The sequence below is a fragment of the Streptomyces sp. LaBMicrA B280 genome (assembly GCF_049222185.1).
In the GTDB taxonomy this organism is placed as follows: Bacteria; Actinomycetota; Actinomycetes; order Streptomycetales; family Streptomycetaceae; genus Streptomyces; species Streptomyces murinus.
This window is the reverse complement of the sequence record NZ_JBMJCT010000002.1, coordinates 146,923-173,131: the sequence shown is the minus strand read 5'-3', so window position 1 is coordinate 173,131 and position 26,209 is coordinate 146,923. Positions and strand designations below refer to the sequence as shown.

The window sequence follows — 26,209 nt, the reverse complement described above, 5'->3', positions numbered from 1 at the left end:
GCCGGGAGAGCGGGAAGACCGAAGAGTGCAGGTGAGTGCGGTGAGTGCGGTGAAGAGCGGCCGGGGAGGAGGTCTGCCGGGGGTCAGACGCCGTGGCAGGCGTACTGGTGGCCGGGGAGTCCGGGCGCTGCGGTGGGCGCGGGAGGCTGGGTGCGGCAGCGGTGTCGGAGTTCCTCGTCGGCGAGGCGGTACAGCGGGCAGCGGTCGACGAAGACGCACCCCTCGGGCAGCCGCGCGGCGCTGGGCTGTTCGCCCTCCAGGACGACGCGTTCGCGGGCGCGTTCGCGCTCCGGGTCGGGAATCGGGATCGCCGACAGCAGCGCCCGGGTGTAGGGGTGCTTCGGGTCGTTGAAGATCGCCTCGGTGTCCCCGGTCTCCACGATGTGCCCGAGGTACATCACGGCGATGCGATCGGAGATGTACCGGATCACGGCCAGATCGTGGGCGACCACCAGGTAGGCGAGGCCGAGTTCCCGCTTGAGCCGCGCCAGCAGGTTGATGACTCCGGCCTGTACCGAGACGTCCAGCGCGGACAGGGGTTCGTCGAGCGCGAGCAGCCTGGGCTCGGTCGCCAACGCGCGGGCGATGCCGACCCGTTGGCGCTGGCCGCCGGAGAGCGCGGCCGGGAAGCGATCGCTCACCGAGTCGTCCAGGCCCACCAGGGCGAGCAGTTCGCGGACGCGTGCGCGGATCGACTCGCGGTCGCGGCCGATCGCCCGCAGGGGCTCGGCCAGCAGGTGGAAGACGGGCAGCCGGGGGTCCAGCGCGCCCAGCGGGTCCTGCATGACGATCTGCACGTCCTGCCGCAGCGCGCGGGCCCGCACGCCGGAGGTGATCGTGCCGACGTCGGTACCGGAGATCTCGATCCGGCCGCCTTCGGGCCGGGTGAGCCGCAGTATCTCCATCAGCGTGGTGGTCTTGCCGCTGCCGGACTCGCCCACCAGGCCGAGCGTCTCACCGGCGCGCAGTTCGAAGCCGACCCCGTTGACGGCGCGCAGCGTGCCGACCCGGCGTTTGAGGAGGGCGCCCTTGGTGACCGGGAACGTCTTGACGAGGTCCGAGACGCGCAGCACCACCTCGCCGGTCCCGGTGGGACGGGCGGGCGCCGGTGGGTCGACGGGCGCGGTATCGCCCGCCGGGTCAAGGGATCCGTCGGCGATCTCGGCGGCGCGCAGGCAGGCCACGTCCCCGTGCCCGGTGACATGGCTCAACGCCGGTTCGCCGGAGCGGCACGCGTCGAGGGCGACGGCGCACCGGGGTGCGAAGGGGCAGCCGTCCGGGAGGCCCACCAGGGCGGGGGGTTCGCCGCCGATCGGGACCAGGGGGCGCCGGGCGCCGCCGTCCACGGTCGGTACGGCGGCCAGCAGCCGGGCGGTGTACGGCATCGTCGGCCGGCGGAAGAGTTCCTGGACGCCCGCGTGTTCCACGAACTGGCCCGCGTACATGACGGCGACATCGTCCGCGTGACCGGCGACGACCCCGAGGTCGTGGGTGATCAGGACGAGTCCGGCGCCGGTCTCCCGCTGCGCGAGCCGCAGTACGTCGAGGATCTGGGCCTGCACGGTGACGTCGAGCGCGGTGGTGGGTTCGTCGGCCACCAGCACCGACGGCCGGTTGGCGATGGCCATGGCGATGACCACGCGCTGGCGCATGCCGCCGGAGAACTCGTGCGGGAAGGCGGTGGCCCGGCCGCGCGGGTCGGGGATGCCCACGAGATCGAGCAGTTGTACGGCCTGTTCCCAGGCCGCCCGTTTCGTCAGGTCCTGGTGGACCCGCAGGGCGTCGGAGAGCAGCCTGCCCACCGAGAAGATCGGGGTGAGGGCGGACAGGGGGTCCTGGAAGACCATGCCGATGGAGTTGCCGCGGACCTTGGACAGGGCACGGTCGTCGAGGCCGATCAGGTCCTGTCCCCCGAGCAGCACCTGGCCGCGCAGGTCGGCGGTGGGCGGCAGCAGCCCCATGACGCCCATCGCGGTGGCGGACTTGCCCGAGCCGGACTCGCCGACGATGCACAGGGTGCGGCCGGGCAGCAGGTCGAAGTTCACCCCGCGCACCGCCTCGACGGTGCCCGCCTCGGAGGGGAAGGAGATCCGCAGGTCCCGCACGGACAGGACGGGGTCCGGGCCGAGGGCCGGGGCCGGGGCGGGCAGGGGGGTCGCGAGGGTCATCGTCGGCCTCCCGCCGAGGTCACCGACGTGGGGTCGAGGGCGTCGCGCAGGCCGTCGCCGATGAGCGTCATCGACACGGTGAGCAGCACGACCAGTCCGGCGGGGAAGGCGAAGAGCCAGGGGGCGCTGGTGATGGTGCTCGCGCCGTCCGCGAGCATCGTGCCCAGCGACACGTCCGGGGTCTGGACGCCGAATCCCAGGAACGAGAGGGCGGTCTCGCTGAGCACGGTGGCCACGACGCCGAGCGTCAGATTGACGATCAGCAGGGAGCCGAGGTTGGGGATGATGTGGCGGAGGATGATCCGCAGCGGGCCGACCCCCATGAACTCGGCCGCCTTCACATAGTCGCGTTCGCGCAGTGAGGTCGAGACGGACCAGATCACCCGCGCGGTGGACATCCAGCCGAACACGGTGAGCACGACGATCAGGACCCGCCAGTCGCCGGCCAGCCGGTGGGAGACCAGGGCGAGGATGAGGAACGAGGGGACGATCAGGAGGAAGTGGATGACGGCGAGGGTCACCCGCTCCACGCGGCCCCCGAAGTAGGCGGCGCCGGAGCCGATGATCGCGGCGAGGACGATGGTCAGCGCGGACACGCTCACGGCGATCGTCAGGGAGCGCTGGAGCCCGTGCACGGCGCAGGCGTAGATGTCGTTGCCGCCCTGGTTGGTGCCGAACCAGTGCAGGCCGCTCGGGGGCTGGGTGAGCGCGGTGAAGTCGGTGTCGGTGTAGGTGAAGGTGGTGAGCCGGTCACCGAAGGCCGCGAACAGCACCAGCAGGACGAGGATGACCACTCCGGCGACGGCGAGGCGGTTGCGCAGGAAGCGCCGCAGATAGAGCCGGCCGAGGCCGTGGTTCGCCTGCTGCCGCGCGGTGGCCGCCGGTTCGGGGCTCAGTTCCGCGGGCGGGTGGGCGGGTGCGTCGATGGTCATGTCAGCTCACCCGCACCCTCGGGTCGAGGAACACCGTGGCGATGTCCGCGAGGATCGCGCCGATCGCGGTGAGCGCGGCGGCGAAGGCGGCCGTGGCGACCGCGCCGTGTACGTCGTTCTTGCTGATGGTCTGGATGAAGTAGCGGCCCATGCCGTTCCAGCCGAAGATCGTCTCCGTGATGACGGCGCCGGTGAAGACGGCCGGGACGCTGAACGCCACGGAGGCGGCCGTCGGGATGAGCGCGGCCCTCAGGGCGTGCCTGCGGATGGCCTGGGCGCGGGTGAGCCCGGTGGCCTGGGCGGTGCGCACGAAGTCGGAGTTGAGCGTGTCGAGCAGCAGCGAACGCTGGGTCAGGTGGTAGCCGACATATCCCATCAGGGTGAGTGTCAGGGTCGGCAGGATCAGATGCAGGAGGCGGTCGAGGATCGTGGGGAACAGCCCGTCGACGCCCGGGGAGTTCTCGCCCGCGACATAGAGGAAGTGCAGTCCGGCGTGCTGGTTCAGCCAGATGGCGACGAAGACCACGGCGAGGGCGGCGACGGACGTGGGGACGTTGAACACCACGATGGACACCGCCTGGGAGACCCGGTCGGCCCAGCCGTACTGGCGCGCGGCGGTGTAGACGCCGAGCGCGACGCCGACCACCACGGACAGCACGGTCGCGACGACCACCAACTCCGCGCTGACCAGGGCCCGGTAGCCCACCTCTCCGTTGACGGAGACGCCGGTGGGGGACTTTCCCCAGTCGAAGTGCAGGAGCACCGAGGTCAGCCAGTCCCACCAGCGGTGCACCAACGGCACCCGGGGGTCAAGGTCGTACGGCGCGAGGGCCCGGTCGATCTGTGCCTCGCTGCGCACGGGCCGCAGCTCCTTGAAGTTGGAGCGCGGATCCAGGAACCAACTGGCCAGGAAATAGGTGGCGTTGGTCGCCACCACGATCATCAGGAGCCAGCCAGCCGCCTTGCGCATCACATAGCGCACCATGCGCGGCACCTCCTCGCCACACACGGGACGCGTGCTGCTGGAGCACCGGGGAGACAGGGCGAATGCATGCGCGGTGACGCTTTCTCGGGGTACGGAAGGGCTGCATGGATATGCACACGTCAGCTTGGTCCCGGGCGTCACCGTGGCACCAGGCTTTGCCCGTTGGTGCCATGAGGTCGACATGTTGCCGTTGCACACGGCAGGCGGCGCGAAACAATTCGGCGGGTACGGCTCGGGTCGGCCGGGGCCCGGTTCAGCAGCCGGAGTCGGCGATGACGAAGTAGCCCGTAGGGGTCTCCTTCAGGGTGTGGGTGATGGCGACGTTGTAGAGGCCCATGTTCTGGTTCGAGCCGTTGGCGTAGGTGTAGCCGCCGCTCTGGTGGGCGCGTCCGGCCTGTACCTGGTTGTAGTTGTTGTCGGTGTAGCACTTGGGCGCGGATCCGGTCGTGGTGGCGGTGACCGAGGCAGAGGGCGCACCGGCGGCGCCGGAGGAGTCGACGGCGGCGACGGTGTAGTGGTAGGCGGTGGCGGCGGTCAGACCGGTGTCGGTGTACGTGCTGCCGGTCGTGGTGCCGGTCTTCGTGCCCTCGCGGTAGACGGCGTACGAGGCGGCGCCGCTGACGGCGTTCCAGGACAGCGAGGCGCCGGTGTCGGTGGTGCCGGTCACCGTGAGCCCGGTCGGCGCGGGCAGTGAACCGGTGCCGCCCCCTTGCCCGGCGCCGCCGTCCAATCCCCAGAACTTGGCGGTGTAGTAGCTGGAGCAGATGGTGGCGAGGTAGTACGCCCCGGTGCTGCCGCACTGGTCGGCGCCGGAGCCGGGGTCCACGGCGAGGCCGTGTGTCATGCCGGAGACGGAGAACAGGGCGACCGCGGGTCTGCCGGTGCCGTCGTCGTAGAGGCTCTCGGTGGTACCCCCGGGCAGGCTCCGGGTACTGGAGGCGGTCTGGCCGATGCCCCAGACATCGGTCCACTGGTCGCGCAGCTCGGTGCCGTTGACCGGGACGACGGTGGTGTCGGCGGTCCCCTGCCAGACGGCGACCCGCGGCCACGGCCCCGAGTGACCCGGAGCGGAATCGCGGACCTTGTCGCCCCACTGCTCAGGGGTGAGGTTCTGGCTCCCGTACTGGCAGCCCGAGGCCCCGGTCAGGGTGGTGGCGCACTGCGCGGGCGGGCCGGAGTCCACGGAGCCGCCCGCGAACACGTCCGGGTAGTCGGCGAGCAGATCCGCGGTCATGCCGCCGCCCGCGGACAGGCCGGTGACGAAGACACGGGCGCGGTCCGAGCCGTACCGCGCCGCCGCGGTGTCGGCCATCTGGACGATCGAGGCCGCCTCGCCCTTGCCCCGCGCGTCCTTGGCCGAGTCGAACCAACTGAAGCAGGACAGGCTGTTGTTGGCCGTGCTGGTCTGCGGGTAGACCACGGCGAAACCCCATTGGTCGGCGAACTTCTGCCAGCCGGAGTGCGTGTGGTAGTCGCTCGCCGACTGGCCGCACCCGTGCAGCGCCACGACCAGGGGCGCGCCGGTGGGCAGGTCGGACGGCGCGTACGCGTACATCGCCAGGTTGCCGGGGTTCGAGCCGAAGCCGGTGACCTGCTGGAGGGTGCCGGTGGCCGCCGCGTCGGCGGCGAGGGGGGTGAGGGCGGTCAGGCCCGCGGCGAGCAGGACCGGCACGGCGGCCTGTGCGGTGCGCCGGAGGAATCCGCGCCAGGGGGTGTGGGGCATGGTGCGACTCCGATGAGTGAGGGTGGGGGGCGCGGCGGCGCCGGGCGCGGCGTCGTACCGGGCTGCTGGAAGTCGTCGTACCGGACTGCTGGAAGCGGAACGTACGACCGCCGGTCCGGGCGCGCCATGTGCGTGGCGGCCAGGGCGGCGGCGCCCGGCGTGGCTCGCGCGGCCATGGTGCGGGCCGGGGCGCTGTGGCATACGGCGGGCCGGACCGCGCTGGGCCGGTGGGGCAGGTGGGGCTGTCCCCGGTGCCGTCGGGTCGTCGGCGCATGGTGGTGGCGCCCATCCCGAGGTGCGGAAATGTGTCGGTGATCCATGTGTCTCCGCCAGGGGTTCCTCCCTACGGTGTTCGACCATGGACAGTGCCAAGACGCCCCAGCATCCCGGGCCCGGTGCCGCCGCGGCCGGACCGGTCTCGACCCGGTTCCTCGCCGGCCGCAAGGCTCTGGTCACCGGGGCGGCCAGCGGGATCGGCCGGGCCTGCGCGGAGGGCTTCGCCGCGGCCGGTGCCGAGGTCTATGTGGTGGACCGGGTAGCCGAGGCGGCCGAGGAGGTGGCCGGGGCGATCGGCGGCATCGCCGTGGTGGCCGACCTCTCCGAGGCCGAGGAAGTCGACGCGTTGCCCAGCGACGCGGACATCGTGGTCAACAACGCGGGCCTGCAACACATCGCGCCGCTCCACGAGTTCCCCCCGGACCGCTTCACGCTGATCCAACGGGTCATGGTGGAGGCGCCGTTCCGCATCCTGCGCCGCACCCTGCCCCATATGTACGCGGGGGCGTGGGGCCGGGTGGTGAACATCTCCTCGGTGCACGGGCTGCGGGCCAGCGCGTACAAGTCGGCGTACGTCACGGCGAAGCACGCACTGGAGGGGCTGAGCAAGGTGGTCGCCCTGGAGGGCGCCGCGCACGGGGTGACCAGCAACTGCCTCAACCCCGGGTACGTCCGCACGCCCCTGGTGGAGCGACAGATCGCCGACCAGGCCCGCGCCCACGGCATCCCGGCGGCAGAGGTGCTGGACCAGGTGTTCCTGGCCCGCACCGCGATCAAGCGGCTGATCGAGCCGGTGGAGGTCGCCGAGGCGGCCCTGTGGCTGTGCGCGGAACGCAGCGCCCATCTGACCGGCGCCTCGATCCCCCTGGACGGCGGCTGGACCGCGCACTGACGTCCGTCAACGCCTGTGCCCCCTTCACCAGTTCAAGCCATTGACCTGCCGGAACCGTGGAAAGCGGACGTCTTGGGGTATCCGCAGCCGAGATCGGGACGCGGCACCGCGCGCGTCCCCCTTCGGCGAAAGGAGCCATGGCGGATGGCCAGCGACGCGAACTCAGCGAGGATCACGGGGAAGGTCCAGGGCCGGGACATCACCCTGGAAGGGGGCCTGTCGAAGGACGAGATCAGGAGCCGGGTGTGGTGGTGGCGGACGACCGGCTCCGGGACCGCCGGGGAACAGGGCGACCGCGGCCACGAGTACGACGACTCGCAGTCGGACGTGATCGCCACCCTGGGCGGCTACTACCGCGTCTCCGGCGATCCCCGCACCCATGAGGCCGAGGAACTGGTGGAGTTGGTGTACACGGAACTCAACCCCACCGACTGACATACCCGTTGGCGCCCTGCGGCTCGGGTGCATGGGCCGCGGCGGCGGGGGCAATCGGTGATCACGTCTCGACATGACGAGAAGGAGATCATCGTGAACAAGGGACAGTGGATCACGGGCGGCGCGCGCGAGGAGCTGGCCGACGCCTTCGCCGGGGAGTACCGGCAGGGGCGGTCGATCCGCGCCATCGCCGAGGCGCACGGCCGGTCGTACGGCTTCGTGCACCGTCTGCTCGGCGAGGCGGGCGTGCGGCTGCGCGCCCGGGGCGGTGATGTGCGGACGGCGGCCGGCCGGTCGGCGCGATGACGTGCGGAAATTCAACCGGAGGGGGCATGTGGTGACCCGGCGGGGGCAGACGGGAGGCCGGGGGAAGAAGCTTCCCCATCCACCGTCAGGTCAGGGAGGACCTCGCCGTGTCGCTGCCCGCCGAGAAGGAAGTGCGCGCGCTGCTCGCCCGGTTCGCGGAGGCCCGCTTCCGTCATGATCTCCAGCCCACCGGCCGTTCGAGCCGTGAGCTGGAGGACACCTCCGCCGCGCTCCGCGCGATGACCGGCACCCGGACGGTGGACGAGGCGCTCGCCGCGGCCGACACGCTCCTGGACCGGCTCCGGGCGAACCGCCGCACGGCCGCCAAGGGGACCCGGGCACTGGCCGCTTGACCAAGCCCGGGAGCCGTAGCGCGGTCGGCACTCTCGGGCATCCGTATGTCTTCGATCTCCGTTCCCTGCCCGAAAGAGAGCCAGATGACGATACCGGTGCGCCCTCTGCGGCGTGTGGGCCGAGACCGGCGGTTCGATCTGCGGACGACCACCTGGTTCTTCGTCCTGCTCGCGGTCGTCCTGTGCCTGCTGGCGCTGGTGGTGCGTCTGGCGGCGGGTGTCGTCGAGCGTCGTCCGCTGTGGGCCGCCGTCCTGGCCGTGCTCGCGGTCGCCGGGGTCCTGCTCTGGCGGCCGGGTCGCGGGAGGCTGTCCGCCGGGAGGTACGCGAGGCGAGCCGCCCGCGCGCTGGAGGAGGGGGCCGAGGCGGCGTCCGGCAGTCTCGATCTCACGACGGCGCACGAGACCGCCGTACCGGACGCCGGGGAATGTCTCCCCACGGACGTGCTGCCGACCACGACCGCCGTGCCCGGCGGGGACGGTGAGGAGCCCACGCTTCTCCTCGACTCCCCTGACGCCTATGCCGAGTTGGACCCCGACGGTTTCGAGGAGGCCATCGCCGAACTGTGCGTCCGGGAGGGCTGCGGCGAGGTGGAGGTGGTGGGCGGCGCCGGTGATCTGGGGGCGGACGTCGTCGCGGTCACGGCGGAGGGCCTGCGGGTGGTCATCCAGTGCAAGCAGTACGGCGAGACGAACAAGGTGGGCTCGCAGGACATGCAGCGCTTCGGCGGCACCTGTTTCACCATCCACGAGGCCGACGTCGCGGCGGTCGTCACCACCAGCGAGTTCACCACGCCCGCGCTCGACTACGCGCGGCAGTGCGGCATCGTCTGCGTGGACGGACAGGAACTGGAGGCATGGCGCGAGGGAACGGGCCCGAGCCCCTGGGATCCGCGCCGGTAGAAGGGGAGTCGTAGCCGGCCGGCCGCCAACTCCTCAGCCGTTCAGGTGCCGTTGCAGCCAGTCGGCGGCGGCGCGGCGGAAGAGCCGGCGATTGTCGGCGCGGAGGAAGTCGTGTCCTTCCTCGCGCAGGGTGAGGAGTTCGGCGGGCACCCCGCGCTCGCGTGCCGCCCGTACGAACTGCTCCGACTCCCCCGGCGGCACATTGGTGTCGTGCTCCCCGTGCACCGCGAACACCGGTGCCCGCAGCGCGTCGATACGGGTCATCGGCGACAGCTCCCGCAGCAGTTCGCGGTCGCGTTCGGGGTGGCCGTACTTGTGGGCCGCCGACTGGGCGAGCCAGGGCTCGGTGCCCTCGAAGAACGTCGCCAGGTCCGACATGCCGCACACCGCGACGCCGGTGCGGAAGAGGTCCGGGTGCCAGACCAGGGAGGCGAAGGTGAGGTAGCCGCCGTACGAACGGCCCATCACCGCGAGCCGGGACGGGTCGGCCGGACCGGCCAGTACGGCGTGGGCGGTGCAGTCCGCCACGTCGTCGAGGGCGGCGAACCGGCCCCTGCCGAGGTCGGCGTCGACGAACGACCGGCCGTAGCCGGAGGATCCGCGTACATCGGGCGCGAAGATGTCCAGTCCCCGCCCGAGGATCTCGTGGTAGAGCGGGTTGAGGACGGGGCGTTCCTGGTCCTCGGGGCCGCCGTGCAGATGGATGACGCAGGGCGCCGGTTCGCCGGGCGCGCGCCCCGGTGCGCGGTAGTACCAGCCGTTCAACGGCAGCCCGTCGCGGGCGGTGGGGCGCAGCGGGACCGGTCGTACGGGCGGGCGGCCGGGCGGCACGGCGTCCTCGTCCCGGGAGGACCAGGGGGTGCGGACCGGGGTGGCGCCGTCGGGCAGCCACCAGATGCCGGGGCGGCGGCGGGATCCCGAAAGGGCCAGCACAAGACGGGAGTTGGCCTCCGTGACGCGGGTGACGACCTCGTGGGGCAGGGAGATGTGCCGGGACGCGGCACCGCTCCCCCCGTCCGGCCGGGCGTCCGCCCCCGTCCCCATCTCCCTCTCCCCCTCCGTCTCCCTCTCCCCCTCCGTGCCCGTGTCCGTCTCCGTGTCCAGGATCTCCACGTCGCTCATGCCCCGGACGTTCCAGGCGAGCACGGCGGTGGCGCCGTCCCGGGTGTACCGCAGCAGTTCCAGGTCGCTGCCCTCGCGCGCGGCGACGGTCGACCAGCCGAGCGGGCTTCCGTCCGGGCCGAGTTCGGCGGTGAGCAGGACCGCGAACTCCCGGTGGGCGTTGCTGCGCAGCCGGAGGACGTCCGCTCGGGGGGAGAAGCTGCCGATCCAGGGGTCCCCGTCGGCCACCGGCATCACACAGGTCGTCACATGGTCCGCGGTGCGCAGCACGACCGCCTCGCGGCGGCCGCGCGGTCCCCGGCGCAGCAGGGCGAGCGCCCCGTCGCGGCTGAGGTCGCACACGCGCAGCGTCGCCGCGTCCCGCACGGCGGCGATCAGGACGGGGGCGGCGGCTCCGTCGGGGTCGACCAGATACGCCGACAGCCCGTCGCCGAAGCCGGTGGCCGGGAGGGTCCCGCCCGGGGCGCCGATCGGCGTCGTCTCCAGTGTGCCGGCGGGCGACGCCAGGGCCGGGCCGCGGTCCGTGTGGGGGGCCGGGCCGAGCAGTTCCGTCTCGCCCGCGCGACCCCGCCAGTGCTCGGGCAGACGACCGTCGAGGAGGCCGAGGTCGAGGCCCAGGCCACGGCCGGTGCCGGGGCCGGACGGGCCGTCGCCGGAAGTGGTGTCCGCACCGGACGGGGACGGCGGGGCGGGCGGCCCGGTGGGGACCGCGACGGTGACCGTGACCGCCGATCCGTCGTGCGCCCAGCAGCCCAGATGGGCGGAGCTGCCCGGTTCGGCGCCGGCCAGGATCTGCCGGTCGCCGCCGTCGGGGCGGACGCACAGCACCCGGGTGTGCTCACCGCCGCCGGGCGCCGTGGTGTAGGCGATCCAGCGGCCGTCGGGCGACCAGGACACCTCCCGTACCGGGTCCGGACCGTCGTCGAGCAGTCGTACGGGCTCCCCGTCGGCGGGGCCCGTCCACAGCTGCGGTACGCCGCCCCGGTCGCAGATGAAGGCGAGCCGGGTGCCGGACGGGTCGGCCGAGGGGTACCAGCAGCCGTGCGCGATCAGCCGCGTCGGCGCGTCGCGGGGCCCGGAGGCGTCCGGCAGCGGGATGCGGGCGGGCGCGGCGAAGGCGGCGGTCAGGCCGTCGGAGCCCGCCGGGCGCGCGGCGGCGGGCCGTCCGGCACCGGCCGTGCCGGCGTCGGGCGGGCGCTCCGCGACGGACGCCGCGGCCGGATCCCGTGCGGTCGTGTCCGCTGCGGTCAGATTCCGTGCGTTTGAAGCCATATCTCCAGCAAAGCCACTTGCCACAGCGCGTTCGCTCCGCGCTTGGTGCGGTGTCGGTCGGGGGCGGCGAGGAGCGCGCTGACGTAGGAGTCCTGGAAGACGCCGCGCCGTTTCGCCTCGGGGGCGCTGAGCGCGTCGCGCACCTTTTCCAGCACGGGTCCGGCCATATGGGTGATCGCCGGGACGGGGAAGTAGCCCTTGGGGCGGTCGACCACCTCGGGCGGCAGGAGTTTGCGGCCGGCCTCCTTCAGGACGCCCTTGCCGCCGTCGGCCAGCTTCAGCTCCGGCGGGCATGCGGCCGCCAGTTCGACCAACTCGTGATCGAGGAACGGCACCCGGGCCTCCAGGCCCCAGTCCATGGTCATGTTGTCGACCCGCTTGACCGGGTCGTCCGCCAGCATGACGTGGGTGTCCAGGCGCAGGGCGGCGTCGAGTGCCGTCTCGGCCCCGGGCGCCGCCATGTGCTCCCGTACGAACCGGCCGGACACGTCGTCCTCGGGCAGCATCTCCGGGCGCAGGATGGCGGCGAGGTCCTGGTGCGGCCGGTCGAAGTAGGTCTCGGCGTACCGCTGCGGCTCCTCCTCGCGGGCCGCGTCGGCCAGCCGGGGGTACCAGTGGTAACCGGCGAAGACCTCGTCGGCGCCCTGCCCGCTCTGGACGACCTTGACGCTTCGCGAGACCTGCTCGGACAGCAGATGGAAGGCGACCACGTCGTGGCTCATCATGGGCTCGCTCATCGCCGCGACCGCCCGGTCCAGGGCCGTCGACACGCGCCGCGAGGGGACCAGCAGCTGATGGTGGTCGGTGGCGAACTCCCGGGCCACCAGGTCGGAGTACCAGAACTCGTCCCCCGCGTCACCGGCCTCCGCCTCGAAGCCCACGCTGAACGTCGCCAGGTCCCGCTGCCCCTCGTCCGCCAGCAGGGCCACGATCAGGCTGGAGTCCAGTCCCCCGGACAGCAGGACACCGACCGGGACGTCCGCGACCATGCGCCGCTGCACGGCGGTGCGCAGCGCGTCCAGCACCGCGTCCCGCCACTCGGCGGCGTTCATGCCGAGGTGCTCGGGGCGGCGGGTGTACGACGGCTGCCAGTAGCGGTGGTCCCGGTGGGTGCCGTCCGGCTCCACGACCCGCACGGTGGCCGGGGGGAGCTTGCGCACCCCCGCCAGCACGGTGCGCGGCGCGGCCACGGTCGCGTGCCAGCTGAGGTACTGGTGCAGGGCGGCCGGGTCCAGCGAGGTGTCGACGTCGCCGGCCGCGAGCAGCGCGGGCAGCGAGGAGGCGAAGCGCAGCCGCCCGGCGGTCCGCGCCAGGTAGAGGGGCTTGATGCCGAGCCGGTCGCGGATCAGGATCAGACGGCCGCTCCGGTGTTCGACCAGGGCGATCGCGAACATGCCGTGGAAGTGGTCGACACAGGCGGTGCCCCACTGCCGGTACGCCGTGAGGACGACCTCGGTGTCGGAGGTGGACCGGAACCGGTGGCCGAGGGCGACCAGCTCCGCCCGCAGCTCCCGGTAGTTGTAGATGCACCCGTTGAAGACGCCGGTGACCTCTCCCGTGGTGTCGGTCAGCGGCTGGGCCCCGCGCTCGGAGAGGTCGATGATCTTCAGACGGCGGTGCCCCAGGGCCACGGCGTCCCGCGTCCAGACCCCCTGCCCGTCGGGGCCCCGGGGGGCGAGCCGGTCGCTCATCCGCTGCACGACCGCCAGATCGGGCCGGGTGCCGTCGAAGCGCATCTCCCCGCTCAGGCCGCACATCCGCGACCACCTCCCCGGTGCGCGGAGGGGTCGCGCGGGGGGCGCGACGCGTACGACGCGTACGACGGGTACGGCGAGTGCGGCGGTGAGGTGCGCGGGAGGCCGCGCACCGGCATGTGGCCGGGGCTGGTCGACACGGGGATGTCTCTCCTTCGCGACGAGGGGGTGTCCGGGTGGTACCGACGTTCTGCGTGTGCCCTCTTCCGTCCTCTCTCCGCGCTCGGGTGCGGTGCGGCCCGGACCGCTGCGGCTAGGCGGCGGCCTGCCCCGGGGAGGCGACCCGGCGGGCGGGGGCGGGGCGCCGTGGGCGCGGGCGCTCCTCGCCCCGGGTCTCCGCGATCGCCAGATCCGTGCAGGCCAGCAGGTCGTCGTGGTGGGCCGTACGGCGGATGCGGTGGGCGGCGCTGCCGTCCGCGAGCGCGCGTTCGGCCAGGCCCCGGACGGTGGGCCAGTCCCCGGCGGCCTCCAGCGCCGGGCGTACCCGCCCCAGCAGCCCCCGGACGACCTGGGCCGCGGGTGCCTCGCGCCGGGTGCCGGGGTCGATCAGGGCACCCTCCAGGCCCGACCGCGCGGCCCGCCAGGCGGCGGCGCCGGAACCGCCACCGCTTCCTGGCACCGTCGGACGCCCTGTCACCTGCCGTCCGGCGCGCAGCCATTCGTGGCGGCCCGGGCAGCCGGGCGGCCGCGCCGCGGCCAGTCGCGCGCGGGCGTCGGTCACCAGGGCGCGGAAGAGCCCGGCGATCAGTACGACCGTCTCCGCGCGGGGACAGGCGTCGCAGATGCGCAGTTCAAGGGTCTGCTGGTGGGCGGAGGGCCGGATGTCGTAGTAGATCATCCCCACGTCGCTGATCACGCCGGAGCGGACCAGGCCCTGCACCACCGCGTCGTACTCGGCGGCGTCGGCGAAGCAGCCGGGCGGGCCCGCGGTGGGCCAGCGCTGCCAGACCATGGTCCGCCAGCTGGCGTACCCGGTGTCGGCGTTCGCCCAGAAGGGGGAACTGGCGGAGAGGGCCAGCAGCGCGTGCAGCCACGGGGACACCTCGCACATGACGCGCACGGCCAGGTCCCGGTCGGGGACGTCGACATGGACATGGGTCCCGCAGATCAGCTGCTCGTCGGCGACCATGCGGTAGTCGTCGACCATACGGCGATATCGGCGCCCGGGGGTGGGGCGGGTGTCGTCGGCGCGGGCCAGCGGCACGGTACCGGCGGCCACGACGGCCAGTCCGTGTGCGCTCGCCGCGGCGTCGAGCCGGCGTCTGGCGCTGGTCACATCGTCGTACAGGTCGGCGAGAGTCTCATGCACACCACTGTTCGTCTCCACGGCCGCCTGCTGCAACTCGGTCGTGAAGGCGTGCCCGGGGAGACCCTTCAGCACGGCATCGGCCCGGGGGGCGAGCCGGCCCGTCTCCACCTCGACGATGTGGAATTCCTCTTCCACTCCGATACGAACGGTCACGCGCTCTCCTAGGTGACGGCCGAACGCCGGCAACCGCGCCCGGAAACCGCCCCGCCCCATCAGTCCCCCGGAGGCGAGTTGTGCCCCCCGACTTCCCACGAGGCCCATTGCTAAGCGTCCGCCCCGGCGGCGGGGCGGACCACCCGGTGGTCCGAGGCCCCGCCGTGTTGCCCGCAGGGGCCGCTCATCCTGCCCGTTCGTACCTGGCGCCGACGCTCCCGAACACGTATCCAGAAAGAAGTTGATCAACACATCTTGGAGGAGAGACCCCTTGCGCGATCACGAGGACGCCAAAGCCACCGGGATCGGCAGGGACCGTACCTCTTCCCGCAGAGCGGACTCCGCCCCGGACACCCGGCCGGGCGGGCTGCTCGGGCTCCAGGCCGCGGTCGGCAACGCGGCGGTCGTGCAGATGCTCCGCCGGGCCGGTGGGGCCGAGGTGCAGAGGTCCGCCGTCCACGACGTCCTGCGCGCCGGGGGCCGGCCGCTGGACGAGGGCGTGCGGACGGACATGGAGGCGCGGCTGGGCGCGGACTTCTCCGACGTCCGTGTGCACAGTGACGCCCGGGCCCGGGCGTCCGCGGCGGCCATCGGGGCGCGTGCCTACACCTCGGGCAACCACATCGTCATCGGCGACGGCGGCGGGGACCGCCACACCCTCGCGCACGAGCTGACCCATGTCATCCAGCAGCGCCGAGGGCCGGTCGCGGGCACCGAGACGGGCGACGGGCTGCGGGTGTCCGATCCGTCGGACCGCTTCGAGCGGGAGGCGGAGGCGACCGCGCACCGGGTGCTGCGCGGATCACCGGGCGGCGCGGCGGCGCACGGACCGGCGGACGCCTCCGGGGTGACGCCGGCCGGGCGGCCCGCCGTCCAGCGGCTGCTGGTCCTCGGGCAGAAGGGCGAGGCGAAGGCGGCGGAGCCCGCGTACGCGGCGATACGGGCGGAGCTCACGGACCCGGAGCTGATCAGCGCCTGGGAGGACACGGGGAACAAGCCGGCGATCATGAAGGTGCTCGACGAGTGGATCACCGCCCCGAAGCAGTCCACCCCCCAGGCCACCGCGAAGGGCGAGCGCGGCCCGCGGGACGCGCTCGCCCGCTCGTACGCGACGATGGACGAGGCGGCCTCCGCCGTCCTCGACCGGGTCAACGCCCTGCCGGTCGCCGACGTGGAGAAGGCGATCTCCGATGACGTGGCCGTCGACGCGCAGATCAAGGGCGTGCTGGCCGGGTACGTCGCGAACGCCCTGCGGCCCTGGCTCGGGGAGCAGCGGACCCAGGTGACGAAACTGGGCGACATGCTCTCGAAGACCGTGGCGGAACTGGCGCCGGTGCGGCGGCTCTACCTGCCGTACATCGAGTTCGGCGAGAAGACGCTGGACGGGATCCTCGGCAACCCCGAGGCGCAGGGCTTCGCCACGCTCATCAGTGCCATCCATGACATCGCCGAGATCCTCTACGACATCAAGGAACTCAAACAGCATGTCACGGTCTCCGAGGAGCAGTTCAAGGGATACGTGCTCAAGGACGCGGCGAAGCTCGCGGGTCCGCGGAACTCGCCCTCCTGGGCGCTGGGCGACGGGGCGGGCGGGAGCGTCGACGATCTGGAGCGGACGCCCGTCGCCAACACGTTCCGGGGGGCCATGGCGACGCCGAACCAGCTCAACGACCAGGTGCGGACCGCCGGTCGGCTCGGCTACCCGGTGTCGCTGGGGCCCTCGCGGACGACGGGCAAGCTGATGAAGCTGGCCGACACGACCGGTGCGGACCCGGCGGTCAAGGAGGCCATCGCCTATTCGCTGCTGGCCCTGTGGTACACGGACTACCGGCGCGATCTCACGGACATCCACCGCTATCACTTCGTGATGGACATGGCCGCCAACTTCGGTGTCGCCTACGACCCCTACAAGGCGCCGCGCAACCCGGCGACGGGCCAGGACTACTCCCAGCTGATCGCCGACACGCTCGACAGGTTCCGCAAGAACCACGAGGAGGAGTCGGCGCGGTACTGGAAGAAGGCCGAGGAGCTGAAACTCGATCCGCCCGCGCTCCCCGGTCCGGTCAACGGGCCGTCGGCGGCGGACGCGCAGCCCGCCCAGGCGATGGAGGAGGCGGCGGTTCCCGCGTGGAAGACCGACCCGGTCGCACGGGCCGTGATGGCGGCCCTCAAGGCCGCGCCCAAGTTCCGGATCCCGGGCGAGAAGTCCGACGCGGTCGGCCGGCTCCAGCTCACGGAGGAGCAGTTCGACGCGGCGTTCGCCCTCCTGACCTCGAAGGACCATGTGGGGAACAAGCCGCTGGTGCAGATCGACCGCATGGGACTGGTGCTCACCAACCCCGGTAAGACGGCGGCCAAGAAGGCGACGGACCTGTGACCTCGGGGACGTCCCACGAGGCGCCCGGCGGCCGGTGAACGGACCGGCCGCCGGGCGCTTTCGCGGCTTACGCGGACGGGCCGTCCGCCCGTGTCAGGAATGTGTCGAAGACCTCCGGGTCGAACAGCATCCCGTTGGACTCGACGGGGATCTGATACCCGTTCACCACGGCCGTCGGTGTGCCCGGCCCGGCGTGCCCGGCGCCGCGGCCGGCGGCGGCGTAGGCGCTCTCGGCGGAGTTCACGAAGCCCCGGTACTTCATGGACCGCACCGCGGCGTCGAAGGAGGGGCTCCGCAACCCCTTGACCTTGCCCGCCAGTTGCAGCAGGCGCGCGTCGGTGAACCCGTCCACCTCCTCGGCGGGCTGGTTCCGGTAGAGGACGGCGTGGTACTCGGCGAACTTCCCCCTCTCCAGTGCCGCGCGCAGCGCGTTGACCGCCTTCTTCGACCCGTCTCCGCCCAGCCGCGGATCCAGGAACGACGCCATCGTGTACTCGACCTTGGCCTTGTGCCGCAGCACCCACTTGGTCAGGACCGGGCCCCCGCCCGAGGTCTCGAACTCCTCGCAGACCGGGCATCGCGGGTCTTCGTAGAGGCGCACGGTCATCCTTGCCCGGGGGTCGCCCACCAGAACGGTCGAGCCGTCCGGCTCCACCTTCTCGGGCACGTCGGCCAGCCCCGGGTACTCGGCCTCGGTCCGGCTCGTCGAACGACCCCCGACACCACTCCCCTGCCGCGGCCCGCCACCGTCCGCGGCCCCCTGGTGTCCGGGCCCGCAACTCACCACGGCCGCACCGAGCAGACCGGTCACCACGGCCGCCGTCAGCCGTCTGTGCGCACGCCTCATCCGCGTCATGCCCCCCTGTGATTCTGGAAAAGGGGAGAGTAAGCCATCGGCTGCCGGTCGCCGCGGCCGGGGTCCCTCCGCCCGGGGCCGGAGTGGCCCCCTGTGCCAACTCCGGTGTCTGTTACGGGCTTCGGGGGGCATCCGGACACCAGGAAGGAGGGGTGCCGGATGTCGACCGACCTCAAGCGCCCGCCCCGACGGATGCCCGGCTGGGCGAAGGTGGTGGCCGCCTTCGTGCTGGTGCTCGCGGTGCTGTTCGCCGGGATCAGACTGGCCGTGCTCCCGGGCATCAAGGATCTGCTCGGCACCCAGACGCACGACCGCTCGGGTCCCGCTCTCCTCAAGTCCATCGACGACATGAGCCGTTACGACGCGGCCTCGGGCAACTTCCAGGTGGTCGTCGACCTGGAGAAGGACGCCAAGTACCTGCCGGACGCGATCCGCGGCACCCGCACGCTGTACGTCGGCGCCGGCACCGTGGAGGCGTACGTGGACCTCGGTAAGGTCGGCGACAAGGACGTGACGGTGAACAAGGACCGCACCTCGGCCACCTTGCGGCTCCCGCACGCGCGACTGGGGAAGCCGGCCCTGGACGCCGACCACTCCTACGCCGTCTCCAAGCAGCGCGGGCTGCTCGACCGCCTGGGCGACCTGTTCTCGGACAACCCCGACAGCGAGCACGCCGTGCAGAAGCTCGCCGTGTCCCACATCGGCGAGGCGGCCAAGGGCAGCGGACTGACCGCGCGGGCCGAGACCAACACCACGGACATGCTGGAGGGCCTGCTGCACTCCCTCGGCTTCAAGGACGTACACGTCTCCTACGGGTGACCGCCTTTCGTTTCAGGGTCGTTGACGACTGGAGGACCGATGGCCCGCACCGCTCTGTTCACACGCACGGCCTCGCCCGGCCGCGCGCCCCGGAGAAGTCCCCTCGCGAAGGCGCGGGCGCGATGGGGCCGCGGCGCCCTCCGGCGCGCGAAGGCGGACCGCACGCGTGAGGCCGCCGAGGCGGAGCGCGCCGAGGCGGCAAAGCCCGTACGCCGTCGGCACGTTCTGCCCCTGCCGGTCCGGCTGCTGGCGATGGTGTGCGCCTTCGTCCTCATGGTGGCCTTCGCCGTCGTCCTGGCCAAGATCACCCTGGAGCCGTCCCCCGCCTCGGTCTCCCTGGTGCACAGCAATCTGCGTCCGGGCCGCTCCATCCGGGCCTATCTGGACCAGCCCGATCTGCGGGACACCGTCAAGCAGATCGGCGGCAACATCCTGCTGGGCGTGCCGTTCGGGATACTGGTGCCGGTGCTCGCGCCGGGCGCCCGGGGCATCTGGCGGGTGCTGTTGCTGACCGCGACCGTGATGCTGCTGGTGGAGATGGCCCAGGGTGCCCTGGTCACCGGGCGGGCCTTCGACGTGGACGACGTCATCCTCAACACGTCCGGCGCGCTGCTCGGTTACCTCCTGGTGGGCCGCAAGCTGGGGCGGGTGCACGATCGCCGCGAGGGCGTCTGACCGGACCGGTCATCTGCCGTACGTCCAGGACGCCCACAGCCGGGCGTAGGCGCCGCCCTTGGCCCGCAGTTCGCCGGGCCGTCCCCGTTCGACCACCCGGCCGTGCTCCATCACCACCACGACATCGGCGCTCTCCGCCTGGGAGAGCCGGTGCGCCACCACGACCGCGGTCCGGCCCTCGGTCACCGCCAGGGCGGCCCGGTCGAGGGACTGGGCCATGTCGCTGCCGGCCTCGGCCGTCGCCTCGTCCAGCACGACCGCCTCCGGATCGAGCAACAGCACGCGGGCGAGGGCGAGTTGCTGCACCTGACGGGCAGTCAGTGGGATACCGCCCCGGCCGACGGCGGTGTCGAGCCCGTCCGGCAGGGCGGCGATCCAGTCGGCCGCGTCCACGACGGCGAGCGCGGCCGCGATCCGCTCGTCCGACGCCTTACGGCACGCGAGGCGGAGGTTGTCGGCCACCGTCCCGGGGAAGAGGTGGTGCTCCTGGGTGACCAGGACGATCCCGCGCTTCCCCGGCTCGCCCGGGCGGGCGAGGTCGGCGGTGGGGACGCCGTCGAGCGTGACGCCGCCCGCGTACGGCGCGCGCATCCCGGCGATCAGGGTCGCCAGGGTGGACTTGCCCGAGCCGGTCGCGCCGACGACGGCCAGCCGCTGCCCGGGGCGGATGTCGAGGTCGATGCCGTGCAGGACATCGGGGCCGTCCCCGTACCGGTGGCGGACACCGCGCACGGCGATCCCCTCCGCAGGGCGGCCAGGCGAAGGATCGGGGTGCCGTTCGGACACCGGCGCGCCGAGGCCGACGCCGACGACCCGGGCGAGCGCGGCGATCGCCTGCTGCACGGTGTCGAAGGTGCCGAGCAGGGTGTTGACCGGGTCGAACAGCCCGACGAAGAAGAGGGCCGCCGTGGTCGCGGCCCCCACATCGGCGCGCCCGGTGCGGACCAGGGCCCAGGCCACGAGGAGGACCGCGCTCAGACCGGTGAACTCGGCGATGTTGAGACGGCCGTAGAAGCGGGTGGCCGCGCGGGTCGCCCGGAACTCGTACGCCATCGCCGCCTCGGAGGCCGCCTCCACGCGGGCGTACCGGCCCGGTCCAAGACGCAGGGCGCGCAGGGTGGGCAGGGCGGTGAACGCGCCGAGCAGTGCCGAGGCGCGGCGGCCCTCGGCGGTGCGGCCGGCCGCGTAGAGCGGCTGGGAGGTGCGCAGATACCAGCGCAGGGTGTGCGCCTGGAGGGGCACCGCGAGGAGCCCGGCGACGGCGAACCGCCAGTCCAGGGCGGCCAGTCCGGCGAGCGCGGCGAGAATTGCGAGCGCCGCCGCGGCGAAGTCACCGAGGGCCCCGGAGGCGGCGTCCGCGATCCGTTCCGTGTCGCCGGAGACCCGGGCGACCAGGTCGCCGGTGCCGCCCGCCTCCACGGCGTCCACGGGCAGGGCGAGCGCCGCGGTGACGGCGTCCTCGCGCAGCCGGCCCGTCACCGTCAGCACGACCCGCGCGAGCAGTACGGTGGCGGCCCATGCGGTGAGCGCGCCGATCACGGCGGCGGCGGTCAGGATCAGGACGGGCCCGACCAGCGCGCCCGGGCCGCGATGGTCGGCGACGGCCTGGGTGATCCGGCCGATCGCCACCGGGCCCGCCAGGGTCAGGGCGCTGTCGAGGACGAGCGCGGCGAGGGCCGCCCACAGCGCGGGCCGTCGGCCGCGCAGGGCGGCGCGCAGCCTGGCGCGGGTCTGCCGGGCGGTGGCGACGGGGAGCAGCGTCGTCGCGGTCACCGGGGCCGTCATGGCGTCACCACCCGTTCCGTCGAGGGCACTTGGATGACCCGGTCGCAGCGCGCGAGCCAGGCCGGGCTGGTCGTGATGACCAGGGTGGTGCGGCGCTCCCGCACCCGCCGGACCCGGTCGGCGACGGCGTCCTCCGTGGCCGCGTCGACGGCGGTGGTGGGGTCGTGCAGGACCAGCACGGGCGGCCGGGCGGCGAGGGCGCGCCCCAGGGCGATGCGCTGGCGCTGGCCGCCGGAGAGGGTCTCGCCGCGGTCGCCGACCGTCGTGTGCGCGCCGTGCGGCAGGGCGCGTACGACCTCGTCGGCGAAGGAGGCCCGGGCGGCCTCGGCCACGGCGGTGGTGTCCTCGGTGAGGGCGGCCAGGTTGTCGGCGACGGTGCCGGGCAGCAGTACCGGTTCGTGGTGGCTGACCAGCACGGTCGCTCTGAGCGCGGCGAGCCGGAGCGCCGTCAGATCGGTGCCGTCCAGCAGGATCCGCCCGCTCGCGGGGTCCTCCTCGCGGGCCAGCAGCAGGGCGACGGCGTCGGCGTCGGCGGGGTCGGCGCACACGAGGCCGGTCATCTCACCGGCGGGCACGGTCCACTCGGCCCGGCTCCCGCCCGGCAGCGGTACGCCGCGGAAGCCGAGGGTGCCGGGCGCCTTGCCCGAGGACGCCCCGGGTCCGGTGTCCGGCGGGGCCGGGGTACGGCGGTCCGCTTCGGGGTCCGCCGGCCTCCCGTGCGGCAGCGGGGGCCGGGCCGCCGCGGGTTCCGGTACGGCCGGTGGCGTGCCGAGCACCTCCTGGACGCGCGCGGCCGAGGCGAGGGCGCGGACGTAGCGTGCGTGGGCGGCGCCGACGACCCGCATCGGGCCGTTCACGAACTGGGCGAGGCCGAGCACCGCGATCAGCCGGCCGAGGCCGATCCGGCCCTCCAGGGCGAGCCCGCCGCCGACCGCGGCGACGGCGGTCAGACAGAGCCCGGTGAGCAGGACGCCCACCGAGACCAGCGCGCCCTCGGCGGACACCGCGCGCCGCGCGGCGCGTACGGCTTCCCGGCTGCCCCGGGCGTAGTCGGCGGCGACCGCGCGCTCGGCGCCGATGCCCTTGAGCACCCGCAGTCCTCGCACGAGTTCCTCCGCCAGGGCGGTGGCCCGCGCCTGCCGGTCCTGCTCGGTGCCGCTGGTGCGGCGCAGGACGTGGGAGAGGCGGTTCTGCGCGAGCAGCACCCCGGCGGTGCCCGCCACGACGAGCGCGCCGAGTCCGGGGGAGATGCGCAGCAGGAGCACCGTGGAGCCGAGCAGGACGACCACCGCGGCGACCGTGCCCGCGAGGGCACCGGCGAAGGAGCCCACCCGCTCGGCGTCGCCGGACGCGCGGCTGAGCAGGTCGCCCGGCACCAGCCGTACCCCACCGGCCGGGCGCAGCACGCGTTCCGCGAGGACCATGCGCATCCGGTGCTCGGTGTGCTGCCGGGCGCGCGCCGAAGCCCGCGCGCCGAAGCGGTACGACAGGGACAGCAGCAGGAAGTCCAGCGCCAGCAGGCCGAGCCAGCGCAGGGTCGAGGCGGGCGTGGCGGACCGGACGGCCTCGCCGACCGTGGCGCCGACGAGCACCGGCACCAGCGCCTCGCCCAGTTGGTGGGTGCTGAAGAGCGCCGACGCCAGCAGCAGGTCCCGTCGGCGGTTGCCCAGGGACCACCACAGCAGGGCACCGGGCGAGGCGGCCGGGGCCGGTGCGGCGGCGGAACGGGGAGCCGGGGCGGCGGGGCGGCGGGGAGGGGCGGCGGCGGGAACGGTCACCCGGCCACGTTAGGGTCACCTTACTTTTGTCGTAAACGCAGCAGGGCGCCACCGTATGTCGTGCATCGGCCATGGACAGCGGGCAGGGGCACATATGAGCAGGAGCGGAACGCCGGGCATGGCACACGAGCAGACCATCGGTCTCGAACGGTTCGAGATGGTCCGTGGACAGACCTTCCAGCACCACGTCCATGACGAGCACCAACTCGCCTGGGCCAGCACCGGTGTGGTCATGGTCGACATCCAGGACCGCTGCTGGGTGCTGCCCCCGCATCTGGCGCTGTGGATCCCGGGCGGCGTCCGGCACGCCACCGGGGCGCTGCGGACGTCGGTGCTCCAGGGCGTCTATCTGGACCCGGCGACCTGCCCGCTGGCCTGGACCCGGCCGACCGTGCTCGCCGTCCCGCCGCTCGCCCGGCATCTGATCGACCACCTGGCAGGCGAACTGCCGGCCGCGGGCCGCGCGCACGCCGAGGCCGTGCTCCTGGATGTCCTGCGCCCGGCGGAGGCCACCGTGTTCGAGCTGCCGCTGCCGACCGATCCGCGGGCCAGGGCGGCCGCCGCGCTGCTGCTGGAGGACCCCGCGGACCGGCGCGGGCCGGGTGAACTGGGGCGTGCGGTCGGCGCCAGCGAGCGCACCCTGCTGCGGCTCTTCCTGGCCGGGACCGGGATGACGTTCACTCAGTGGCGGACCCACGCCCGGCTCCAGGCCGCCCTCGCCCATCTCGCCGAGGGGCGGCCCGTCGGGCGGGTGGCCGAGCGGGTGGGCTACGCGACACCCAGTGCGTTCGTGGCCGCGTTCCGCCGGGTGACCGGAGCCACGCCCGCCGCCTATTTCGCCCGGTCGAGGGGGTCACGCTCGGCGGACCGGGGAGTCCCGGGTGGCGGATCGGCGACATGAGGTGGCGTCCGACCGGCTTGCCGGGCCTGAAGCGGGACCTCTACCTTCTTAGGTAAGGCTAAGCTAACTCCCCCCGCCGGTTCCTTGTATCGGCAGGTATGTCGCCGAGGAGCACGATGGGCACCACCACGATCAGCACCACCGATACGGTGCCAGGAGCCGGGGACACGGACCGAAGACCGCGCACGGCCGTGCTCGCCGTACGGCTGCTCGGTCTCCTCCTCGCCTGCGCGCTGCTGCTCCTGGTCACCGTGGTGAGCGTCGCGGTCGGCGCCAAGGCCATCCCGCCCGGCGAGGTGCTGCGCGCGCTGTTCCACGGACCGGCCTCGGTGGACGGCGCGGTCGTCCTCGATCTGCGGCTGCCGCGGACGCTGCTCGGCATCACCGTCGGTGCCGCGCTGGGCCTCGCGGGCGTGCTGATGCAGGCGCTGACCCGCAATCCGCTCGCCGACCCCGGCATCCTCGGCGTCAACATGGGCGCCTCGGCGGCCGTGGTCGTCGCCATCGCGCTGTGGCGCACCGCCGATCCGTCCGTCCGGGTCTGGTTCGCGTTCGCCGGGGCCGGACTGGCCGCCGCGCTGGTCCAGTTGCTCGGCTCGCGCGGCCGGACCGGGCCGCCACCGGTACGGCTCGCGCTCGCGGGTACGGCGGTCAGCGCCGTGCTCAGCGCGCTGATCTCCGTCGTCACCCTGCTGCGACCGGACGTGTTCGACCAGTTCCGCTTCTGGGGCGTGGGCTCCCTGGCCGGACAGCCGATGTCCGTCCTCACCGGGACCCTGCCGTTCCTCGGCGCGGGCGCGCTGCTGGCCCTCGGCCTGTCCGGTGCGCTCAACGCGCTCGCGCTCGGCGACGACACGGCCCGTGCGCTCGGTACGGCCGTGCGGCGCACCCGCGTCCTCGGGATGCTCGCCGTCACCCTTTTGTGCGGGGCGGCGACGGCCGCGGTCGGTCCGATCGCCTTCGTCGGCCTGGCGGTTCCCCATCTGGCCAGGGCGTTCACCGGGCCGGACCACCGCTGGCTGATGCCGTACTCCATGGTCCTCGGGGCGAGTCTGCTGCTCGGCTCCGACATCCTCGGCCGGTTGGTCGCCCGGCCCGGCGAGATCCAGGCCGGGATCGTGACGGCCTTCGCCGGAGCGCCCGTCTTCATCGCCCTCGTCCGCCGCCGCAGGATCGCCGCACTGTGACCACCAGAACCTCTGCCCGCCCGGCCGTCCTCGGCGGGGCCCGGCACGGCACCGTCCTGCGCGGCCGTGTACTGCGCCTCAACGGCGGGCGGATATCGCTGCGCTGGCAGCCGCGCACCGTCGTGGTCTGCCTGCTGCTGGCCGCCGCCTGCCTCACGATCGGCGTGCTCGGTCTGACCACCGGCACCTACCGCGTCCCGCTGTCGGACGTGCTCGCCTGTCTGCTGGGCCACGGCTCAGGAGCCGAGTCCTTCATCGTCGTCGGTCTGCGGCTGCCGCGGCTGGTGTGCGCCCTGCTGGCCGGTGGCGCGCTCGGGATGAGCGGCGCGGTGTTCCAGAGCATGTCCCGCAATCCGCTGGGCAGTCCCGATGTCATCGGCTTCACCAGCGGCGCGGCGTGCGGTGCCGTGGTGCAGATCGTGCTCTTCCACGGCGGGCCGTCCGCCACCGCCGTCGCCTCGATCGGCGGCGGCCTGGCCACGGCGCTGCTCGTGGGCCTGGTCGCGGCGGGCCGGGGTCCGGCCGTCGGCCACCGGGTCGTGCTGATCGGGATCGGCATCAGCGCGATGCTCACCTCACTGACCGCCTATCTGCTGACCCGGGCCAGTCTGTACGAGGCGCAGGACGCGCAGATCTGGCTCATCGGCAGTCTCAACTCCGCGAGCTGGTCCGTCGTCACGCCCCTGGCCGGGGCCCTGGCGGTACTGGTGCCGGTGACCGTCGTCGCCGCCCGCGCCCTGCACTGGCTGGAACTCGGCGAGGACACCGCCCGGGGCCTGGGGGTGCCGGTGGGGCGCGCCCGGATCGTGCTGGCGGTGGCCGCCACCGCCCTCGCCGCGGCCACCACCGCCGCGGTCGGCCCCATCACCTTCGTCGCGCTGGCCGCCCCGCATCTGTGCCGCCGGCTGATCCGCTCCCCCGGCGCGCCGGTGGTGCCCGCCGCCTTCATGGGCGCCCTGCTGCTGACGGCGAGCGACTTCGCCGCCCAACGGGTGCTGCCCGGCACCGAGTTGCCGGTCGGCGCGCTGACCGGAGTGCTCGGCGGGCTCTATCTGTGCCGGGTACTCGTCGGACGGCACAGGGCGGGCAGGGCATGAACGGCGACCGTACCGACCGGCGCCCGCGGCCGCTCCTTTCGCCGCCGCGCGAGGCGTTACCCCGCGCGGGTTCGTGAACTCCCGCTCCGTACCGCCACCTTGGCGCCGCCCCCTCCTCGACGGCCCCGCGAGCCGCACCCTCATCTCAAGGACC

General features: G+C 73.4%; 21 protein-coding genes. 11 read left to right on the top strand and 10 right to left on the bottom strand.

Annotation, left to right across the window (positions count from 1 at the left end; all coding sequences use genetic code 11):
- Nucleotides 1–83 precede the first annotated feature (83 nt).
- The 4 genes from ACLF5H_RS02035 to ACLF5H_RS02020 all read right to left on the bottom strand — a co-directional run bounded on the left by ACLF5H_RS02035 (nucleotide 84) and on the right by ACLF5H_RS02020 (nucleotide 5,808).
- Nucleotides 84–2,168 (bottom strand): dipeptide ABC transporter ATP-binding protein, encoded by a 2,085-nt coding sequence (locus ACLF5H_RS02035; protein ID WP_421674353.1) that lies wholly within the window; start codon nucleotides 2,166–2,168, stop codon nucleotides 84–86.
- Nucleotides 2,165–3,100 (bottom strand): ABC transporter permease, encoded by a 936-nt coding sequence (locus tag ACLF5H_RS02030; protein ID WP_421674352.1) that lies wholly within the window; start codon nucleotides 3,098–3,100, stop codon nucleotides 2,165–2,167. The genes ACLF5H_RS02035 and ACLF5H_RS02030 overlap by 4 nt, the downstream gene beginning before the upstream one ends.
- Nucleotide 3,101: 1 nt before the next feature.
- Entirely contained in the window at nucleotides 3,102–4,085 is a 984-nt protein-coding gene (locus ACLF5H_RS02025; protein WP_421674351.1) for an ABC transporter permease, read from the bottom strand.
- 253 nt (nucleotides 4,086–4,338) lie between these two features.
- Entirely contained in the window at nucleotides 4,339–5,808 is a 1,470-nt protein-coding gene (locus ACLF5H_RS02020) for a PHB depolymerase family esterase (protein ID WP_421674350.1), read from the bottom strand.
- A 358-nt stretch (nucleotides 5,809–6,166) separates the two neighbouring features.
- Here ACLF5H_RS02020 and ACLF5H_RS02015 point away from each other — a divergent pair, with 358 nt between their 5' ends.
- The 5 genes from ACLF5H_RS02015 to ACLF5H_RS01995 all read left to right on the top strand — a co-directional run bounded on the left by ACLF5H_RS02015 (nucleotide 6,167) and on the right by ACLF5H_RS01995 (nucleotide 8,970).
- Nucleotides 6,167–6,976 carry a 3-hydroxybutyrate dehydrogenase gene (locus tag ACLF5H_RS02015; RefSeq protein ID WP_421674349.1) on the top strand — a complete coding sequence of 270 codons (810 nt, stop codon included), beginning with the start codon at nucleotides 6,167–6,169 and terminating at the stop codon, nucleotides 6,974–6,976.
- Between the two features lie 144 nt (nucleotides 6,977–7,120).
- Entirely contained in the window at nucleotides 7,121–7,411 is a 291-nt protein-coding gene (locus ACLF5H_RS02010; protein WP_421674348.1) for a hypothetical protein, read from the top strand.
- A gap of 93 nt (nucleotides 7,412–7,504) precedes the next feature.
- Entirely contained in the window at nucleotides 7,505–7,717 is a 213-nt protein-coding gene (locus tag ACLF5H_RS02005) for a helix-turn-helix domain-containing protein (protein ID WP_421674347.1), read from the top strand.
- A gap of 107 nt (nucleotides 7,718–7,824) precedes the next feature.
- Nucleotides 7,825–8,070, top strand: a complete 246-nt coding sequence (locus ACLF5H_RS02000; RefSeq protein WP_421674346.1) for a DUF5133 domain-containing protein — start codon at nucleotides 7,825–7,827, stop codon at nucleotides 8,068–8,070.
- A gap of 84 nt (nucleotides 8,071–8,154) precedes the next feature.
- Nucleotides 8,155–8,970, top strand: coding sequence for a restriction endonuclease (locus tag ACLF5H_RS01995; protein WP_421674345.1), 816 nt, complete (start codon nucleotides 8,155–8,157; stop codon nucleotides 8,968–8,970).
- A 33-nt stretch (nucleotides 8,971–9,003) separates the two neighbouring features.
- On the opposite strand, the gene ACLF5H_RS01990 is transcribed toward ACLF5H_RS01995, so the two are convergent.
- The 3 genes from ACLF5H_RS01990 to ACLF5H_RS01980 all read right to left on the bottom strand — a co-directional run bounded on the left by ACLF5H_RS01990 (nucleotide 9,004) and on the right by ACLF5H_RS01980 (nucleotide 14,580).
- Entirely contained in the window at nucleotides 9,004–11,364 is a 2,361-nt protein-coding gene (locus tag ACLF5H_RS01990) for a S9 family peptidase (protein ID WP_421674344.1), read from the bottom strand.
- Nucleotides 11,340–13,121: an N-acetylglutaminylglutamine amidotransferase gene (locus ACLF5H_RS01985; protein ID WP_421674343.1), complete on the bottom strand. Its 1,782-nt coding sequence runs from the start codon at nucleotides 13,119–13,121 to the stop codon at nucleotides 11,340–11,342. Before ACLF5H_RS01985 ends, ACLF5H_RS01990 begins: the two co-directional genes overlap by 25 nt.
- 250 nt (nucleotides 13,122–13,371) lie before the next feature.
- Nucleotides 13,372–14,580, bottom strand: a complete 1,209-nt coding sequence (locus ACLF5H_RS01980; protein ID WP_421674342.1) for a carboxylate-amine ligase — start codon at nucleotides 14,578–14,580, stop codon at nucleotides 13,372–13,374.
- Nucleotides 14,581–14,851: 271 nt separating this feature from the next.
- Here ACLF5H_RS01980 and ACLF5H_RS01975 point away from each other — a divergent pair, with 271 nt between their 5' ends.
- Nucleotides 14,852–16,957 (top strand): DUF4157 domain-containing protein, encoded by a 2,106-nt coding sequence (locus tag ACLF5H_RS01975; protein WP_421674341.1) that lies wholly within the window; start codon nucleotides 14,852–14,854, stop codon nucleotides 16,955–16,957.
- A 67-nt stretch (nucleotides 16,958–17,024) separates the two neighbouring features.
- Here the strand turns inward: ACLF5H_RS01975 and ACLF5H_RS01970 are convergent, their stop codons facing one another.
- Nucleotides 17,025–17,804, bottom strand: a complete 780-nt coding sequence (locus ACLF5H_RS01970; protein WP_421674340.1) for a DsbA family protein — start codon at nucleotides 17,802–17,804, stop codon at nucleotides 17,025–17,027.
- A gap of 168 nt (nucleotides 17,805–17,972) precedes the next feature.
- On the opposite strand from ACLF5H_RS01970, the gene ACLF5H_RS01965 reads away from it, so the two are divergent.
- Complete coding sequence (locus ACLF5H_RS01965) at nucleotides 17,973–18,632, top strand: DUF4230 domain-containing protein (protein ID WP_421674339.1); 660 nt, start codon at nucleotides 17,973–17,975, stop codon at nucleotides 18,630–18,632.
- Nucleotides 18,633–18,671: 39 nt separating this feature from the next.
- Complete coding sequence (locus ACLF5H_RS01960; protein WP_421674338.1) at nucleotides 18,672–19,307, top strand: VanZ family protein; 636 nt, start codon at nucleotides 18,672–18,674, stop codon at nucleotides 19,305–19,307.
- 9 nt (nucleotides 19,308–19,316) lie between these two features.
- Here the strand turns inward: ACLF5H_RS01960 and ACLF5H_RS01955 are convergent, their stop codons facing one another.
- Complete coding sequence (locus ACLF5H_RS01955) at nucleotides 19,317–21,092, bottom strand: ABC transporter ATP-binding protein (protein ID WP_421674337.1); 1,776 nt, start codon at nucleotides 21,090–21,092, stop codon at nucleotides 19,317–19,319.
- Nucleotides 21,089–22,870, bottom strand: a complete 1,782-nt coding sequence (locus tag ACLF5H_RS01950) for an ABC transporter transmembrane domain-containing protein (protein WP_421674336.1) — start codon at nucleotides 22,868–22,870, stop codon at nucleotides 21,089–21,091. Before ACLF5H_RS01950 ends, ACLF5H_RS01955 begins: the two co-directional genes overlap by 4 nt.
- Nucleotides 22,871–22,988: 118 nt before the next feature.
- Between ACLF5H_RS01950 and ACLF5H_RS01945 the strand changes: the two genes are divergently transcribed.
- The 3 genes from ACLF5H_RS01945 to ACLF5H_RS01935 all read left to right on the top strand — a co-directional run bounded on the left by ACLF5H_RS01945 (nucleotide 22,989) and on the right by ACLF5H_RS01935 (nucleotide 26,055).
- Nucleotides 22,989–23,771: an AraC family transcriptional regulator gene (locus ACLF5H_RS01945; protein ID WP_421674335.1), complete on the top strand. Its 783-nt coding sequence runs from the start codon at nucleotides 22,989–22,991 to the stop codon at nucleotides 23,769–23,771.
- A 116-nt stretch (nucleotides 23,772–23,887) separates the two neighbouring features.
- Nucleotides 23,888–24,958 carry a FecCD family ABC transporter permease gene (locus ACLF5H_RS01940; protein ID WP_421674334.1) on the top strand — a complete coding sequence of 357 codons (1,071 nt, stop codon included), beginning with the start codon at nucleotides 23,888–23,890 and terminating at the stop codon, nucleotides 24,956–24,958.
- Complete coding sequence (locus ACLF5H_RS01935; protein ID WP_421674333.1) at nucleotides 24,955–26,055, top strand: FecCD family ABC transporter permease; 1,101 nt, start codon at nucleotides 24,955–24,957, stop codon at nucleotides 26,053–26,055. The genes ACLF5H_RS01940 and ACLF5H_RS01935 overlap by 4 nt, the downstream gene beginning before the upstream one ends.
- Nucleotides 26,056–26,209: the final 154 nt, after the last annotated feature.

What these genes read in the sequence shown, in the direction of transcription:
- ACLF5H_RS02020 (WP_421674350.1), bottom strand. Translation starts at nt 5,808, where the DNA reads ATGCCCCACACCCCCTGGCGCGGATTCCTCCGGCGCACCGCACAGGCC.
- ACLF5H_RS01985 (WP_421674343.1), bottom strand. Translation starts at nt 13,121, where the DNA reads ATGTGCGGCCTGAGCGGGGAGATGCGCTTCGACGGCACCCGGCCCGAT.
- ACLF5H_RS01995 (WP_421674345.1), top strand. Translation starts at nt 8,155, where the DNA reads ATGACGATACCGGTGCGCCCTCTGCGGCGTGTGGGCCGAGACCGGCGG.
- ACLF5H_RS01940 (WP_421674334.1), top strand. Translation starts at nt 23,888, where the DNA reads ATGGGCACCACCACGATCAGCACCACCGATACGGTGCCAGGAGCCGGG.
- ACLF5H_RS01965 (WP_421674339.1), top strand. Translation starts at nt 17,973, where the DNA reads ATGTCGACCGACCTCAAGCGCCCGCCCCGACGGATGCCCGGCTGGGCG.
- ACLF5H_RS02025 (WP_421674351.1), bottom strand. Translation starts at nt 4,085, where the DNA reads ATGGTGCGCTATGTGATGCGCAAGGCGGCTGGCTGGCTCCTGATGATC.
- ACLF5H_RS02030 (WP_421674352.1), bottom strand. Translation starts at nt 3,100, where the DNA reads ATGACCATCGACGCACCCGCCCACCCGCCCGCGGAACTGAGCCCCGAA.
- ACLF5H_RS02015 (WP_421674349.1), top strand. Translation starts at nt 6,167, where the DNA reads ATGGACAGTGCCAAGACGCCCCAGCATCCCGGGCCCGGTGCCGCCGCG.
- ACLF5H_RS01990 (WP_421674344.1), bottom strand. Translation starts at nt 11,364, where the DNA reads ATGGCTTCAAACGCACGGAATCTGACCGCAGCGGACACGACCGCACGG.
- ACLF5H_RS02010 (WP_421674348.1), top strand. Translation starts at nt 7,121, where the DNA reads ATGGCCAGCGACGCGAACTCAGCGAGGATCACGGGGAAGGTCCAGGGC.
- ACLF5H_RS01945 (WP_421674335.1), top strand. Translation starts at nt 22,989, where the DNA reads ATGGCACACGAGCAGACCATCGGTCTCGAACGGTTCGAGATGGTCCGT.
- ACLF5H_RS01955 (WP_421674337.1), bottom strand. Translation starts at nt 21,092, where the DNA reads ATGACGGCCCCGGTGACCGCGACGACGCTGCTCCCCGTCGCCACCGCC.
- ACLF5H_RS02035 (WP_421674353.1), bottom strand. Translation starts at nt 2,168, where the DNA reads ATGACCCTCGCGACCCCCCTGCCCGCCCCGGCCCCGGCCCTCGGCCCG.
- ACLF5H_RS01970 (WP_421674340.1), bottom strand. Translation starts at nt 17,804, where the DNA reads ATGAGGCGTGCGCACAGACGGCTGACGGCGGCCGTGGTGACCGGTCTG.
- ACLF5H_RS01960 (WP_421674338.1), top strand. Translation starts at nt 18,672, where the DNA reads ATGGCCCGCACCGCTCTGTTCACACGCACGGCCTCGCCCGGCCGCGCG.